This is a genomic window from bacterium (assembly GCA_031082185.1).
Lineage (GTDB): Bacteria > Sysuimicrobiota > Sysuimicrobiia > Sysuimicrobiales > Humicultoraceae > VGFA01.
Map to the genome: position 1 here is coordinate 12,344 of JAVHLI010000007.1, position 14,459 is coordinate 26,802.

The window sequence follows — 14,459 nt, forward strand, 5'->3', positions numbered from 1 at the left end:
CGCTCCCAGAGGTCGTCAAGCGCTCACTTATCCTGCAGCCGCTCCACCAGAATCAGCCGGACCATATTGACGGCCTCCTGACGCCGGACCTCGAACCCCCTGCTGCCCAGGGCCTCCAGCAGGGCTCCAACCGCAGGCGGCACCGGCGGCACGGTCAGGATCCACACGCGCTGGTGCCGCGCCAGCCCGTCGGCAACCTGCGCCAGGCCCGCGCCACCCGGCCCTTCGACGTCCCCCTCGCCCCGCGGCGTCAACACGATGCGCGGCTGTGGACCGTGGAAGTAGTAGTTGACAGGGATCCGCGAGAACCCCGGCAGAAAGGCGATCGCATCGTCGGGCCGCGCCTGCTCGGCGAGCGTGCGTGAGACCAGGCGCCAGTCGAAGACGTCCAGGCGGGGCTGACGGTGGAATGCCATCGTGCCTGCGGCGTTTGGAATGAGCACGAGGATCGGCAGCAGCAGGCCAGCGACGATTCCCCATCGCTTCGGGCCGCCGGCCAATGCCGCAGCCCCACCGGCCACCAGCAGCGCCACCGGAGGCACGATGAAGAGCAGGTAGCGCGGTGCGTAGACGTTGAGTCCCAGCGAGACCGCGAACGCGAGAACCGGCGGCCCGAGCGCAGCGGCGATCAGTGGGGCGATGGTATCGCGCCGAATGTTGGAACCGCGAACAGCCGCGACCACCAGTGCAACTGCCGCGATCAACCCGATCACGGCGATCCAGGGCGTCCCCGCGGCCTGGATCGTGGTTAGCTTGGGACCCCAATGGTCCAGGATCGGCCGGCCTACTGTCATTGCCGCCAGCGTGTCAACCAGGGTGGTTGGCGCAAGCGGAACCCGGTGCGCGGGCCATGCCCGGCCTCCTGCGAGCTGCTGTATGAAGCACGGCATCCAGGGAAGGAAGAGAAGCACGACCCCCAAGGAGGCATAGACCCAACGCCGCCACTGTTCCGAGTCCGTGCGCCTCCAGATGAGGTAGCCCATCTGCGAAGCGACAACGAAGAACCCGAAGTAGTGGGAATACAGCATCGCCGCGGTGGCGACCGCGTAGGTGACCCACGCCCTGCGGTCCCCAGAGATGCCGCCATCGTCGCGTCTGTCGCCGCCGGATGCCGCCCCCCACAGCGCCCACCACGAGAGCAGGGCGGTCAGCGTCAGCAGCCCGTACATCCGGGCTTCCTGCCCGGCGGCCACCTGCGAAGGCGCCACTGCCACCAGCAGCGCGGCGAAAAGCGCCGGGCCCGCGCCGACCAGGCGGCGGCCAAAGGCCCAGGTCACGGCGACGACCGGCACGCTGATCAGCACGGACAGAACACGCACCGCGGCCTCGCCGCTCCCGAAGAACGCCATCCAGAAGTGCAGCAGCAGGTAGTGCAGCGGCGGGTGCGGGTCGTTCGCAGCCACCAGGGCCAGCATGCGCTCCAGCGGCTGAGAGGCCAGGAAGACGCTGACGGTCTCGTCGAACCACAGCGACTTCGCGGTCAGCCCCCACAGCCGTAACCCGGCGGATAGGACCACGACCGCGGCCCAACCGATGCCGACAGCCCTCCCGGTCATGGCGCTCCCTGCCCCTCTCCTCTTGTTAGGAAGAGGACCTGGTCCACCAGCGCGTCCTCACCCGGGAACTCCGCAGCAAGGCACTCGAGGGCGAGAGAGAGATCGCCCACCGACCGCTGAGAGACGGTTCGCTCGCTAACCAGCACGATCCCCCAGTGAGTGAGGCCCTTCCGCGCCCACTAGCCCGCGGGATGCCGAAGGGCTATCTCTTCCTCGACCCTCTTCTCGAGCGCGAGGCGGTCATCTATCTCCCGCGGGTAGCAGCTGTAGTAGTGCAGGGCCGCGTCGACCTGACGCCGCGACAACTGGGGCAGCGTCTGCACCACTGCCTCGACGTCCCCGGCACAGACCCCCAAGACCCGGACTACCTCCCATACATCAACCCCGGTCCCTGCCACGGTCGCACGCCGGCCGGTGGGGCCGTCCGTGAAGACGATACCCGGGCACCGCCGCTGGCGAAGGCCTTCTTCGATCAGGATGGAAGCCACCCTGCTCGCAGGACGGTCCAGGAGTCTGCCAAGAGCCCTGACCTCCCTGAGGGTTTCATCCGCGAGCCGTATGCTGAAGGGTTGGCCCCTTGGCATGACAGAAGCCTCCGTAGCCGGGTGTGGAGCACCCGGCGTTCGCTGTAGTATACCTCACTACATCACACTACGCGGTGACCGCCCTCGCGTCAAGGCGGCGGCGACCTGCGTCATCACTGATCGAGATCGAGCGACCACCGCAGCTCGCGACCGATCGCTTCCATGTCCACCTTCGGCATGGAACCCAGCTTCCGGTGCGCCATGTCCCCCTTGATAGTGCGGACGATCCCCGTAGCTAACGACGGAAGTGGGTATCCACTTCACTCCAGTATCCCCAACATGTAGTATTGGGGCGTGGCCGAGCCCGAGTACCCACGAACGGCTTGCGCAAGCCATCCAGGTCGCGGAGAACTGCGGTACGTAGGCGTGAAGGCGAACAGGAAGGCGGCTACTTCATTAACGAAAAGTCCTTCCTAGTCGCGCTTAGAAGCTGGAACGTTGCCGAAAGCGGCAAAGGCGAGGGTTTTTGAGAGAAATTCTGCGAGAAGTGGTGGATTGCAAATCCCACCACTTCTTTGGTCTTGGGGTCGATGTGGACAAATACCCCATGCTCCAATTCGCGGCTCACATAAACTTGAGAGGGGTCCTTCACCATTTCAAGAATGTCGGCCTCCGAATCGTAGAAGGCCCTGATGCCTACGTTTCCGGCCATATCACAACCTCCCCCTTGCGAAAGCGATCTACAAGATACGCGGTCATCACCCTGCGCGGACTGCCGTCTTCGGCACAGACCAGGATGTACTGGCCCTTGTACCTCCGATATCTTTTCCCCACTTGGCGATAGTAGTAGACATCGCTGTCCTCAGCCGTGATGCACTCGGGCTTGGAGCAAGCAAGACGAAGTTCTCCGGCTAATTGTTTGAAGAAGTGGCGACGTAGTTGGATGTGTATCCAACGACGTTTTGTGAGCACGACAACATGCCCGAGAGGGTCAGTGACTCGCCAAACCTCTTCGTCACCTGGGGCCACGGTTAGGGGTTTCTACTTTGGCCCCCTCCTCCTCCTGCCAACGCCATTAGGAGAACGTTAAGGAGGGTCTTCGTGTTCCCGGCAAACTGGGACACTACCTGCCTCCATGCCCTCGCGGGCCGCCTGCTCCTGCATCCCCGGCAGGGCATGGGCATAGGCGCTCATCGGCGGCTCCAAGCCCCCGACACCACAAGATATGGGGTCAACTGGAGCGAAGTGGATACCCACTACGACGGAAAGAGCAGCCCGGCTTCCTTCCACCCGGCGATCAGGTGATCGCCGGGAAGCCGGCGCTGCACGTTGCTGGTGATGGCGGCCACGATGATGTCGCGCCAGGCCTGGTGATAGGCGCGCGCGCTGACCACGACGGCGGGGCGCAGTTTCCTCCCCGGCTCATCGGCGAACACGAATCCTACTAGAACGACGTCACCCCGATCACAGACGATCATAGGCCGCGTCCTGCGGGTTGTCCCACAGATCCGCCAGCACCGGATCGGCCGCGGCGGTCATACCGAGCGTGGCCCGCACGTCATCGCTCAGGTCTTCACGGAGCCGCTCCTCGATGGCCGCCAGCACGTACTCGCGTATCGTGAGGTCGCGCTGCGCCGCCACCACTCGGAGACGCCTGCGGACTTCGGGTGTAACATCAATGCTGATCCTGGGCCGCTTCGAGGCTGAACCCGCGATCCGCGGCATATCTGACCCCCCGGCGAAACTCGTCCTTTAGCGGCAGATTGTCACAAAGACACCTTGGTGTCAACCTACACATAGTCATCCAGCAGGATGACCACCGGGGCATCAGGGATCGGCCTCCGGAAGACAGGGTCGTTTGTGACGAGCGCGCCTGCGCCGTGCACCATGGCCGTGCCCAGGACCAGCGCGTCCGGCATGCGCAGGCCGAGCGCCCGGAGCCGGGCCGCCCGCTCAGCGATCGGCACCGTCACGTCCGCCAGCACCGCATTGGGCATCCCTCGGAGGAACGCGGCCGCGCGGGCCGCCTTCGCCTCGTCCCGTGCCATGTACGGGCCGGCGAGAATCTCGACGACCGACACCGTTGAGACGACCAGGCGGAACTCCCCCTCGGCCAAACGGGTCAAGAGCGCCATCGTGAGATCCACGTATGATGCCAGACCCTCCAGGTGGTAGAGCAGAACGTTGGAGTCCACCGCAACCAAGGTGTGAGGCCGAAGCGCGTCCAGGAAACGCTCCGTGTCCGCCCGCACGCCCTACGGCCACCCTTCGCGTTCCCGATCTAGGTAGCCGCGGATCTCTTCCGGGCTGCGGCCGTAGGTGCCTGCGAGGATACCCGCCGTCATCTCGGCGTAGCGGCGGGCGCTGACAAAGACGGCCTCGTCCTCACGCAGGATCCACACCCCCCGGTCTCCGGGCTTGAGCGCGAGCTGCTCGCGCACCGCGGCCGGGACGCCGACCTGTGACTTCTGAGTGAGCCGAGCCGGGTAGGCGGTCTGCCTATCTGTATTACCCATGGCATATCACCAGGGAAATAGTAAGGGGTATTACCGATCTGGTCAAGTGTAGTGAGGCGGTTTCTGGAGGACGCCAGGGCCCATGAGGGTATGCCGACTCCCCGCGCCTGGATCGAGGCCACCGGCCCAACCGTAGCCCGCCTGGCGGCCGCCGGCACGTCGGTTGGGACCCGGTCCATCGTTGAGGCCATCGAAACAGCGCGGGATGAGCGGACCGCGGATGCTGCCGCGGGCGGCCCTGAGGACCTGCGGTGAGGGCCGTCCTGGACGCTTCTGTGGTGGTGCGGGCCGTGCCCCCCCCACCTGCTGCCGTTCGAGGTTGCAACCGCCATCCGACGGCTTGAAGCAGGCGGGCAAATCTCGACCGAGCATGCCGAAGTGGCCCTAATCGGGGCGCTGCGCCTGCGGGTCACGCTGCGCACCCCGCGCGACCTCCACATCAGGTCCCTGAACCTTGCCCTGGAAACCCCCTAGGGATTGGGGACCTCCAGGTCGCGGCAGATCTTCCTGGCCAGGCCCTCGTTTGTCTCACGGTGACGGAAGAAGCTCACACCCGTGCTGCTCGAGGTGCCGAACAAGTTCCCGCCGCTTCATGCGGTCGGGAGGGGCTCCCTAATAACCTCTTGACCTTCAAGGCTCTCCTCCGTCAAGATCCGATTCGCCTCCAGAACAAGCTCGACTGCCTCCTTCAGGTTCTCTCTGGCCTCCTCAAGGGTCGAGCCCTGCGTGTTAGCGCCCGGCAGCTCTTCCACGAAGGCGACGTAGCCCTCAGGAACCTTGACGTAGACCGCCGTGAACCTCATCATGTCGCACACCTCTCAAGTATTCTACGCCACGAGGAGGCTTGAAGCCAGATGTGGCTAACTACTCGCCCGTGCCCGCCCCTGCGAGGTTGTCAATGAACTCGCGCGGGGTCACGATCCTGATGCCCTCGAAAACCCCGAGGGGCAGCAGGTGTGTTCTGTCTCCGGTGACGAGAAAGTCAACGCGGGCCGCGACTGCGTACTCCAGTATCCGGTGGTCGGCCTCGTGAGCCAGAACCCCTGAGATCCTGGCAGAAGGCCTGACGAGTGAGGCAACCGCTCGAACCTCGGCAAGAGCGTCACGGACCCGGCTTTCCGGCCAGCCGAAGGTCTTGCTGAGGACCGACCGAAGCTCAGCCAGGATCGCCGGGCACACGAACAGATGCACGACGCCCGCGCGCGCGAGTGCCAGGATGGCCTCGGGCGTGCCGCCGAACACGATCGCCGACACGTAGACGTTGGTGTCGGCGACGACCCGGATCACGCGCCGCCCCGCCTCCGTCCGGTCGCAACCTTGTCAAGCAGCCGCTGGAGATCCTCCTCCGTTCTGATCCCCATTCGTTCCGCTGTCTCAGCCCCCCACCGGCGCAGGCGCTGCCAGCGAGCGGAGGCTAGGTACTGCTGAAGCGCCTCGCGGACGAGCGCGCTGCGCGTGCGGGACTCTTCTCTGGCCACACGCTGGGCCTCGCGCAGCAGGTCTGTCGGCAGCGAGACGGTGATCGGCCTGGTGGTCCGCATCCTGCTCCCTCCTCGGTATTACTCAGTAACATCTTGCTGGTTCCGGCGGCACCCGTCAACCAGAGGCTCAGTTCTCAGATCCTCGAGATGCACGAGATCCGATTCGCTGGACCCCAGCGGTGATTGGTGAGCACGTGAGCGCACGCGTGGCAGAGCCGACCGTCCGCATGCTGTGCGAGATGATCGAGGGCGAGGCGGGCGCGCTGGTTGGCGCCGGCAGCGGCGTTCCTCTGGCTGTTGGGCGGCTAGCTGGTGTGGGTCGAGATGACTACCGATACGCCGCGCTGCGGGGCAGCACGCGCAGGATACGCTTCATCGGCCAAGCCGACGAAGCACTTCATCGTGAGGGATAGTCTCGCTCTCCCCGCGGGCTTCTTGGACGGCGGCAGCCTCTTCTGGCGTTTCAGGCTCGTCATCCTCGGGAGCGATCGTTAGGGCCAGGTCTACAGGGTCAATTGACGCCCCAGCCTTCAGCGCTCGCAGCAGCTTTTCGGCTGCGCCCGCCCGGCTCTCGGGCAGTTCGTCTACAAGCCGATGGAGCTGCTCTCTGATGGTCATGAATGTCCGCCTCCGGCTGAGGGCCCTCACGTTCACGGTCGCCCGCCTCAGACACAGTCAAGACTGAGCCGGCCCTCGCCCTCCGTATTCTACCCCAGGAACGGCGCTATCGAAACTGCTCCCGCCGCCTGGGAGACTGTCAATCCCAGGGTAGCACTTCCCTTGGCCTATGATGTTGGTGTTCGACTCGCTGGCCTCCCTCGCTCCTTGACATGGCTAGAGCCAGGACTCTGTACTTGCCGATAATACAGGTGAGGAGGCAGTTAGAGGGATGGCGGGCAGCCGGCGATTCCGCAGACACCCTAGCCACAGGCTCACCGTGGTCCATCCAGGATAGCCCGCTGGATGTACATAAAGACCCAGTAACATGGACAATCCGATGTACAGGAAGGGGGAGTGAACGGCGTGCTTGATCGTCTGACAGAAGCAAACCCGTGGTGGCGTGGAGCAGCGGCGGTCGCAGAAGACCCCCACCTGCAGCAGTATGAGGCGGCACCGATTCGCTGGACCCCAAGGGTCTGCGCTGAAGCTGATGATCCGGCAAAGCCTACGCGAAACCCCCTATGAAGGCGTGCTGTACTACGCCTGCGACCTCGACACCGACCCGGACGTAATCCGTCAGGCCGTACAGACGGCGAAGCGGCTCCGCCCCCAGTCTCGGCGCTGGCGCATATTCCTGGACGAGGTTTCGGCCATTCCCCGATGGCCTCAGGCGGTGAAGTGGCTTAGAGACAACACACCGGCCAGAGAGGATACCTTCATCCTAACGGGGTCCTCGGCCATCGAGGTCGCGGCCGGCGCGGACAGGTTGCCTGGACGCCGAGGACGCGTCGCACGGCCGGACCGAATTCTCCTACCGTTGTCGTTCGCAGACTTCGCGCGACTGCACGGGGTGGCACCGCCTGTGGAGATGGCAGTGTCTGCTTTCCTGGATCCGGCGGCACAGCGTGAGATAGAACCGATGCTGCTCCACCAGCCACAGCTTCAGGGACTGCTCGAGCGGTACATGCGCGTCGGGGGGTTCCCCGCGGCGGTGATTGATGAGCACGTGAGCGGACGCGTGGCCGAGTCGACCGTCCGCATGCTGTGGGAGATGATCGAGGGCGAGGCGCAGCGGCACCGGCGTGATCCGGTGCGCCTGTTCCGCACGCTCGAGCACATCGTGACCAGCTTGTCGGGCCCCACGGAGTGGACGGCCCTGGGGGAGGCGATCGACGCCGACAGGCGCACGGCCGAGGAGTACGTGCGCCTGTTGGCCCGCATGTTTCTCGTGGTGGTGCTGTTTCGCCGTGATCCGCCAGGCGCGGACTGAACCCAACATACCCGGCCTGGTCGAGAGCGTCGTCCTGACCGCGCTGTTTCGCAGCGAGGAACGGCCGTTGGCGGAGGAGTTCGCCGTCCCAAGAGCGTTGTTCTATTGGCGCTCCAAGGCAGGAGGCGAGGTGGACGCGCTGGTTGGCGCGGGACGCGAAACCATCCCCGTAGAGGTCAAGTATCGAGCCCAGGTGCGCGGCCGCGATCTTGCACCCCTGGCCCGCTCCTTTCCGCGTGGCATCGTCGTCACCCGCGACGCGCTCGACCTCAGCAACCCACGCTTCCCCCGGGTGCCGGCAGCGATGTTCCTCTGGCTGCTCGGCAGGGGACGCACGTCGAACGGTCTTACGGGGCTTCCATCTCCATCCGATCCAGGAAGGCGCGCGGCGTGAGCACAGGCGCCCGTCACCCGCGCCAGCGCTACGAGGTAGTCATCGCCGGGATCCGGCGAAAGCCCGCGGGCATCAGAGGGGTCTTCGGCGGTGGTGGCCATCCGACGGAGGAGGTCAACGTAGACCGCCGCATCGTCCTCGCTGACATACCTATCCCGAGGTGAGGGAGACGACCAGCAAGCCGGGGTCCAGAACCGCCCGGTGCACTACTCTCTCGATGCGTGGAGCTCGTCGTAGGCCAGTGCGAGCGCCTCGTCCTCACTCAGCTCGCTACTCTTCCATGCCCTGGTGACCGCCTCGATCCCCAGGTAGCCCCGCAAGGCCTCCTCGAAGACCTGGTACTCTTTCTTGCCGGTACGCACCGCGGCTATCTTGGCCAGGCGCAGCAGGCTCTCGTCTATGTAGACGGTGGTCTTCTTTCGCGTCATGGATTCATCATGTGGTGTCTCGTTCTTTCCGTCAAACCGCCATTACCCCGGGCAGCGCTCTGCCATGGCTTGTTGACACGGCCAGGCAGATAGGATTGAACGTATCTACTCGTACGACGAGGAGTTCAACCGGGCGGTGCGCGACCTCTTCCGAGATCCAGAGCAGCGGCTGTAGGAGCGGGAGAGCGCCGTTCTTACGGCAGTGACTGAGCGCGCTGCGCCGATCCGTCGTCGTTCAGGTGCAGCGTGATGATGGAGTCGCCCGGTGCGCCCAGGGGGCCGCACTTGGGCGGCGCCCCGGCCGGGTTTCCACTGGCCCTGAACTGGATGCCGGTGGCAGTGCCGGCGGCGGCCAGATCGTAGCTCCAGCAGGCACCGCCGGGTGCGATGAACCCCATGGCGGAGGCGAAGTTGGCGTTGGTGACCCCTTCCCAGGTGCCGTACTGCTGGTAGTAGGACCACGCCTGCGACCTCAACTCGCTGAGCGCCTTCTCGGCCTCCGGAATCAGGGCGCCGCGCCGCGCACCCAGATACCGCGGAACCGCCACTGCGATCAGGATCCCCAGGATCGCGATTACGACGACCAGCTCGATCAGGGTGAAGCCGCGATCCTGCCGGCGAAGTGCCACCTGTGTCACCCCTCCCGGGCCCGTTCCACTGCGACATCATATCGCGAGGCGGCCTGCCCCACGGGTGCCCTTGAGTTTCTGTTCCCCGGAGGCTGCTCCGCTAGACCTCGGGCCCGGGCAGCGCCGAAGCCGAGCAGAGCCCAGAAGACGAACGACGAGCCCTGGTACCCGGGCTGAACCTGAAGCACCAGCAGAAACGCCAGGGCACCGGCCGCGGCGCCGGCAGCCCCCAGGTCGCCCCGGGCGGCCGCGCGGAAGGCTGGGGCCAACAGGGCCACGAGCAACCACAGGTAGGCGGCGAGCCCGAGGATTCCGGCCGCGACCGCCATTTCCAGGAACTCGTTGTGAGCCCGATCATAGCTGAACAGAGGGGGGAGCGTCTTCCCGGCGTAGATCCTGGCCTCCCTCGGGTCGCTCATGTTGGGGAAGTACCGGAACGAATCCAGGCCCTGCCCTAGCCAGGGCCGCCGCATCCAGGCCCGGACCGCGCCCCGCCAGAGTGAAAGCCGCACCTGCACGCCGCCGCCGTGCTCCAGTGTCATCGCCAGCCGTTGCGTCGGCTGCCGGGCGTCGGGGTGGATCTCGCCGGGGACACGCCGGAGCGCCGTGCCGTCGGCAGCGACGCGGATTAACACCTGCTCGTCAATTGTGCGTGCGAATGGCCCGACCTGCGCGGCATACAGCAGTGTCAGCGCAGCCATCAACCCACCGACAGACGCAGCCCACCAGCGCCGTGATGCCCCGTGCCGTGCCAGGACCACCGCTGCGAGCAGCCCGACCCCCAGCCACGACGCGACCCACCCGGCGCGCGACCCAGTGACCAGCACTCCCAGGAAGAGTGAACCGATCAGGAAGACTGCCGCCATTCGCGCCAGCCTGCCCCCGGCAACGAGCATGGATGCTGCTGCCACCGGAATGACCATGGCCAGGTACCCGGCGAGGAACGCTGCGTTGCCCAGAATCGCGAACGGCCGCAGGTAGCCCCGATAGCCCCACACGGGATCCAGGCCGGCGAACTGGATCAGGGCGTAGATGGCGTTACCTGCCGCGCCGATCAACAGTGCCGCGGTGAAGCGGCGCTGGAACCCAGGGGCTGCCCTGAGTTCGTGGGCCGCGACTCCGGCCACGATTAGGTAGCAGAGGATGGTCGCCAGCCCCTCCCTGCGGATCAGGTTTCCCCAGAAGGCAACGTGAGGGTTTGGTGCCTGCCAGGTCGCTATGCCCAGGACAGCGGACAGGACCAGGAACGGGAGTACCAGGCCGGGCTCCGGACGCGGGGAGGACCGGCGGTCGAGCACATACCGCAGTCCCCACAGGACCGCCGTCAGGGCACCCACAGCCCACACCGCGTTCCGCTTGGCCTCAAGGAACGTGCGTACTGGATCCAGGGGGTCGAAAACCAGGGGGACCAGCGCCACGCTGACCACAAGCAGCCAGCGCAGCGCTGAGGACAGGAGGTCGGTCCGGGTTCCTGCTGTGTCGGTCACGAAGCCGGGTCTCCTCAACCATTCGGGTCCAGAAAGCGGAGTGACCCGACATGCGGGCCACTCCTGCTCCATATCAGGTGTGCCGGATTGCTACGGCAGTGTCTGCGAGCGGGCGGACGAACCGTCGCTGTTCAATATCAGCGTGATGGTCGCAAGGTTCACCGGGCCGCACTTGGCCGGAGTGCTGTCGCCGGTGGCCCGCATAGAGATGAGGGCTCCTGTAGAGGACGGGAAAGAGTAGGCCCAACATCCCTTGTCATCGGGTGGCGCGACGAACCCCAAAACCGTCGCATCGCCACCGCCCGCGAACGTCCCGTACTGCTGGTAGTAGGCCCATGCGAGCGTCTTGATCTCCTGCAGCACGTTGTCGCCCTCTGCGATCAGGGCGCCGCGGCGGGCGCCGAGGTACCGGGGCACCGCCAGGGCAATCAGGATGCCGAGGATTGCGAGCACGACGACCAGCTCGATCAGCGTGAAGCCGCGCTGCCCCCTCTTCTTCCAGAAGTACTTCATCATCGCCTATCCCTCCTTGGGATCTTTCTCCTCACGCGCACTCCGTACCAGAAACAATCAGACCAGGGGATCAATGATCCTCTTGCTCTTCGACCGTCCTCCCTCCGCCCATCACCTCCCGCTCCCCGACGTCATCCATCTTCTTGCGCCGCTGTTACTGGTTATGCCCACGCCGACCGCCTCTTAGACCGGCGTTCGACGCTTCGCCGGGTTCCTCACACCCACCACACCCGGAGTCCTGCTGCCTCGGCGCTCGAGCGCTGCCGGGCGTCTGAGGTCAGGAATGGAACGCCCGTCCCGCTCCTCACTCACAATGCGGGAGAGGGGCTTACCCCGGGAAGCCACCGGCCTAGCTGACGGCATGCGGCCCTCCCGCTGCGCGGCCTCGACAAACCCTGCCCGCACCACCCGGTCCAGCGTCACCCCGCCGCTCCCGACCGCCCGCAGAGGGCTGATCACGGCGATCGGCCGCCCCCGGTCGGTGAGGACGACCTCCTTCCCGGCGCGCACGGCGCGAATCGCCTTCGAGAACCCCTGGTTCGCCTCGCGCAGGCCCAGTCGCATGGGGACGACCGGGGTAGCCTACTTCACCCCTGTCGCGAGCTGGAAGATGGGCATGTAGAGCGAGATCACCATCGCGCCCACGATCACGCCCATGAAGATGATCAGGATCGGCTCGAGCAGCGAGGTCAGTCCGGCCACCATCGCATCGATCTCGACGTCGTAGAAGTCGGCCACCTTCTCCAGCATCTGCTCGAGCGCGCCGGTCTCCTCGCCCACCTTGGCCATCTGCACCACCATCGGCGGGAAGACGCCCGAGAACTGCAGCGGTATGGCGATCGTCTGTCCCTCGCGTATGCTACTGCGCACCGCGTCAATCGCGTTGGCTATCACCGTGTTGTCAATTGCCTTGGAGACTACCTCGAGAGACTGCATGATCGGCACGCCGCTGGCGATCAGGGTGCCCAGCGTGCGGGTGAACCGGGCGATCACGATCTTGCGGTTCAGTTCGCCCACCACCGGCATCTTCAGCTTGAAGCGGTCGTAGCGCGCGCGGCCCGACGGAGTCTGCAGGTAGCGGCGCAGCACGTAGAGAGCCACACCGGTAACCGCGAAGATCACGTACCAGTACGAGCGGAGCGCCACGCTGACGGCCATCGCTATCTGGGTGGGCAGCGGGAGCTGTCCCGACCCGCCCAGCTCTTTGAACATGTTCTCGAACTGGGGCAGGATCACGATCGTCATGAAGAACAGGCCGCCCAGCGACGCCGTGGTCAGCAGTATCGGGTAGACCATCGCCGACTTGATCTTGGAGCGCAGCGTCTGCTCCTTCTCTAGGTAAGTGGCGACGCGGTTGAGCACCTCGTCGAGCACGCCGCCGGTCTCGCCGGCACTCACCATGTTGACGTATAGCGCTGAGAACGCCTTGGGGTGCCGCCCCATCGCGTCCGAGAGCGGCCGGCCGGCCTCCACGTCCGCGCGCACGGCGGCGACGATTTCCCTCAGGCGCTTGTTGCTGGACTGCTGCTCCAGAATCGTCAGCGTGCGCACCAGCGACAACCCCGCGTTCACCATCGTGGCGAACTGCCGGCTGAAGATCGCCAGGTCCTTGAGACCAATCCCGAACATGCTCTGCAGGGACTGAAAGATGTCGGCGCGCTCGACCGTGCGCTCCAGGTGCGTTATGAAAAAGCCCATGTCGCGGAGCCGGTCCACGACCATGGCGTCGCTGTCGGCCTCGATGACGCCCGAGATCATGCGCCCGCTGTTGTCTTTGGCGCTGTAGCGGAAGACTGGCATGGCTGCGCCTACCCCCTCGTGTTGCGTCCGGCGTGCTCGACGTCGCCGCCGCCCTCTCTGATCATCTTGCGCAGCTCCTCGGCGTGGATGGCCCGGCCTAGCGCGTCCTCCAGCGTGATCATCTTCCGTAAGCACAGGTCTCGAAGCGACTGGTCCATCGTCTGCATCCCGTACTGCCCGCCGGTCTGGATCGCCGTCTCGATCTGGTGCGTCTTGGCTTCCCGTATGAGGTTGCGGATCGCCGGCGTGGCCAGCATGATCTCCACGCACGGGATCCGCCCGATCTCGTCCAGGGTGGGCCAGGTCCCCCCGCCGGCGCTGCTCAGCCGCGGCCGCCCCGGCGCCGGCCGGCCGTCTACCCGCCCCTTGTACCGCGCGTTGGGGAGCAGTTGCTGCGAGATCACCGACTCGAGCACCATCGAGATCTGGATGCGGATCTGCTGCTGCTGGTAAGGCGGGAAGACGTCAATGATCCGGTCTATGGACTGCGCGGCGTTGGCCGTGTGCAGGGTGGCAAAGACCAGGTGGCCGGTCTCGGCGATCGTCAGGGCCGCGGAGATCGTCTCCAGGTCGCGCATCTCACCGATCAGCACCACATTGGGGTCCTCGCGCAGCACCGCGCGCAGCGCCGCCGGGAACGACTGCGTGTCGAACCCCAGCTCGCGCTGGTTGACGATGCTCTTCTTGTGCTGGTGGAGGTATTCGATCGGATCCTCCACGGTCACGATGTGGACGTGCCGCTCGGCGTTGATGAAGTCAATCATCGAGGCCAGCGTCGTGGACTTGCCGTGGCCGGTGGGACCGGTTACCAGCACCAAGCCGCGGGGCTTTCGGGTCAGCTCCTTCAAGGCCGGCGGGAGGTTCAGGACCTCCACCGTCGGGATCGTCATCGGGATCACGCGAATGGCGATTCCCACCGCGCCCCGCTGCCGGTAGATGTTGACCCGGAAGCGGCCCAGCCCGGGCACGCCGTAGGACAGGTCGAGCTCCCAGAACTTCTCGAACTTCTGCTTCTGGAAGGTGTTGAGCATGCTGTAGCCGAGCTGGAAGGTGTCCTCGGCGGAGAGGATCTCGTGGTGCTCCATCGGCGCCAGCCGTCCCCACAGGCGCATCGTGGGCTTGATCCCGGAAGTCAGGTGCAGGTCCGACGCCTGGGCGGTGACAACCTCGCGCAGCAGATCCTCGATGTGCATGACAACCC

21 protein-coding genes are annotated in these 14,459 nt (G+C 65.6%); 4 read left to right on the forward strand and 17 right to left on the reverse strand.

The genetic code is table 11. The annotated features are described in order from the left end of the window. Nucleotides 1–23 precede the first annotated feature (23 nt). From RDU83_08035 to RDU83_08065, 7 genes are all read right to left on the reverse strand, one after another. Nucleotides 24–1,556 (reverse strand): glycosyltransferase family 39 protein, encoded by a 1,533-nt coding sequence (locus RDU83_08035; GenBank protein ID MDQ7840960.1) that lies wholly within the window; start codon nucleotides 1,554–1,556, stop codon nucleotides 24–26. Between the two features lie 179 nt (nucleotides 1,557–1,735). Further along, nucleotides 1,736–2,140, reverse strand: coding sequence for a DUF433 domain-containing protein (locus RDU83_08040; GenBank protein MDQ7840961.1), 405 nt, complete (start codon nucleotides 2,138–2,140; stop codon nucleotides 1,736–1,738). 388 nt (nucleotides 2,141–2,528) lie between these two features. Then, nucleotides 2,529–2,792: a DUF2283 domain-containing protein gene (locus RDU83_08045; protein ID MDQ7840962.1), complete on the reverse strand. Its 264-nt coding sequence runs from the start codon at nucleotides 2,790–2,792 to the stop codon at nucleotides 2,529–2,531. 544 nt (nucleotides 2,793–3,336) lie between these two features. Next, nucleotides 3,337–3,558 (reverse strand): type II toxin-antitoxin system PemK/MazF family toxin, encoded by a 222-nt coding sequence (locus RDU83_08050; GenBank protein ID MDQ7840963.1) that lies wholly within the window; start codon nucleotides 3,556–3,558, stop codon nucleotides 3,337–3,339. Further along, the gene (locus RDU83_08055; GenBank protein ID MDQ7840964.1) at nucleotides 3,545–3,805 is read right to left on the reverse strand and encodes a hypothetical protein; all 261 of its coding nucleotides are present in this window, start codon (nucleotides 3,803–3,805) and stop codon (nucleotides 3,545–3,547) included. Before RDU83_08055 ends, RDU83_08050 begins: the two co-directional genes overlap by 14 nt. Nucleotides 3,806–3,870: 65 nt before the next feature. After that, nucleotides 3,871–4,332: a PIN domain-containing protein gene (locus tag RDU83_08060; GenBank protein ID MDQ7840965.1), complete on the reverse strand. Its 462-nt coding sequence runs from the start codon at nucleotides 4,330–4,332 to the stop codon at nucleotides 3,871–3,873. A 3-nt stretch (nucleotides 4,333–4,335) separates the two neighbouring features. Further along, on the reverse strand, nucleotides 4,336–4,596 hold the full coding sequence (locus RDU83_08065; GenBank protein ID MDQ7840966.1) for a hypothetical protein: 261 nt from the start codon (nucleotides 4,594–4,596) through the stop codon (nucleotides 4,336–4,338). A 90-nt stretch (nucleotides 4,597–4,686) separates the two neighbouring features. Between RDU83_08065 and RDU83_08070 the strand changes: the two genes are divergently transcribed. Next, entirely contained in the window at nucleotides 4,687–4,851 is a 165-nt protein-coding gene (locus RDU83_08070; protein ID MDQ7840967.1) for a hypothetical protein, read from the forward strand. A gap of 335 nt (nucleotides 4,852–5,186) precedes the next feature. Here RDU83_08070 and RDU83_08075 read toward each other — a convergent pair whose 3' ends face one another. From RDU83_08075 to RDU83_08085, 3 genes are all read right to left on the reverse strand, one after another. Next, complete coding sequence (locus tag RDU83_08075) at nucleotides 5,187–5,399, reverse strand: type II toxin-antitoxin system HicB family antitoxin (GenBank protein ID MDQ7840968.1); 213 nt, start codon at nucleotides 5,397–5,399, stop codon at nucleotides 5,187–5,189. 61 nt (nucleotides 5,400–5,460) lie between these two features. Then, nucleotides 5,461–5,883, reverse strand: a complete 423-nt coding sequence (locus tag RDU83_08080) for a putative toxin-antitoxin system toxin component, PIN family (protein ID MDQ7840969.1) — start codon at nucleotides 5,881–5,883, stop codon at nucleotides 5,461–5,463. Further along, a complete protein-coding gene (locus RDU83_08085; GenBank protein MDQ7840970.1) occupies nucleotides 5,880–6,137 on the reverse strand; it encodes a ribbon-helix-helix protein, CopG family in 258 nt (85 codons plus the stop codon). Before RDU83_08085 ends, RDU83_08080 begins: the two co-directional genes overlap by 4 nt. A 134-nt stretch (nucleotides 6,138–6,271) precedes the next feature. Between RDU83_08085 and RDU83_08090 the strand changes: the two genes are divergently transcribed. The 3 genes from RDU83_08090 (at nucleotide 6,272) to RDU83_08100 (ending at nucleotide 8,401) form a co-directional block, all read left to right on the forward strand. Then, nucleotides 6,272–6,490: a hypothetical protein gene (locus tag RDU83_08090; GenBank protein MDQ7840971.1), complete on the forward strand. Its 219-nt coding sequence runs from the start codon at nucleotides 6,272–6,274 to the stop codon at nucleotides 6,488–6,490. Between the two features lie 737 nt (nucleotides 6,491–7,227). After that, entirely contained in the window at nucleotides 7,228–8,007 is a 780-nt protein-coding gene (locus tag RDU83_08095; protein MDQ7840972.1) for an AAA family ATPase, read from the forward strand. Further along, nucleotides 7,985–8,401, forward strand: a complete 417-nt coding sequence (locus RDU83_08100) for a DUF4143 domain-containing protein (protein ID MDQ7840973.1) — start codon at nucleotides 7,985–7,987, stop codon at nucleotides 8,399–8,401. The genes RDU83_08095 and RDU83_08100 overlap by 23 nt, the downstream gene beginning before the upstream one ends. A gap of 206 nt (nucleotides 8,402–8,607) precedes the next feature. Here RDU83_08100 and RDU83_08105 read toward each other — a convergent pair whose 3' ends face one another. From RDU83_08105 to RDU83_08135, 7 genes are all read right to left on the reverse strand, one after another. Then, nucleotides 8,608–8,829, reverse strand: a complete 222-nt coding sequence (locus RDU83_08105; GenBank protein MDQ7840974.1) for a hypothetical protein — start codon at nucleotides 8,827–8,829, stop codon at nucleotides 8,608–8,610. A 194-nt stretch (nucleotides 8,830–9,023) separates the two neighbouring features. Then, nucleotides 9,024–9,458: a type II secretion system protein gene (locus RDU83_08110; protein ID MDQ7840975.1), complete on the reverse strand. Its 435-nt coding sequence runs from the start codon at nucleotides 9,456–9,458 to the stop codon at nucleotides 9,024–9,026. Nucleotides 9,459–9,463: 5 nt separating this feature from the next. Then, nucleotides 9,464–10,945, reverse strand: coding sequence for an O-antigen ligase family protein (locus tag RDU83_08115; GenBank protein ID MDQ7840976.1), 1,482 nt, complete (start codon nucleotides 10,943–10,945; stop codon nucleotides 9,464–9,466). Nucleotides 10,946–11,035: 90 nt separating this feature from the next. Beyond that, nucleotides 11,036–11,461, reverse strand: a complete 426-nt coding sequence (locus RDU83_08120) for a prepilin-type N-terminal cleavage/methylation domain-containing protein (GenBank protein ID MDQ7840977.1) — start codon at nucleotides 11,459–11,461, stop codon at nucleotides 11,036–11,038. 180 nt (nucleotides 11,462–11,641) lie between these two features. Next, nucleotides 11,642–12,022 carry a type II toxin-antitoxin system prevent-host-death family antitoxin gene (locus tag RDU83_08125; GenBank protein MDQ7840978.1) on the reverse strand — a complete coding sequence of 127 codons (381 nt, stop codon included), beginning with the start codon at nucleotides 12,020–12,022 and terminating at the stop codon, nucleotides 11,642–11,644. 18 nt (nucleotides 12,023–12,040) lie between these two features. After that, nucleotides 12,041–13,258 (reverse strand): type II secretion system F family protein, encoded by a 1,218-nt coding sequence (locus RDU83_08130; protein ID MDQ7840979.1) that lies wholly within the window; start codon nucleotides 13,256–13,258, stop codon nucleotides 12,041–12,043. A gap of 8 nt (nucleotides 13,259–13,266) precedes the next feature. Beyond that, nucleotides 13,267–14,451, reverse strand: coding sequence for a type IV pilus twitching motility protein PilT (locus RDU83_08135; protein MDQ7840980.1), 1,185 nt, complete (start codon nucleotides 14,449–14,451; stop codon nucleotides 13,267–13,269). Nucleotides 14,452–14,459: the final 8 nt, after the last annotated feature.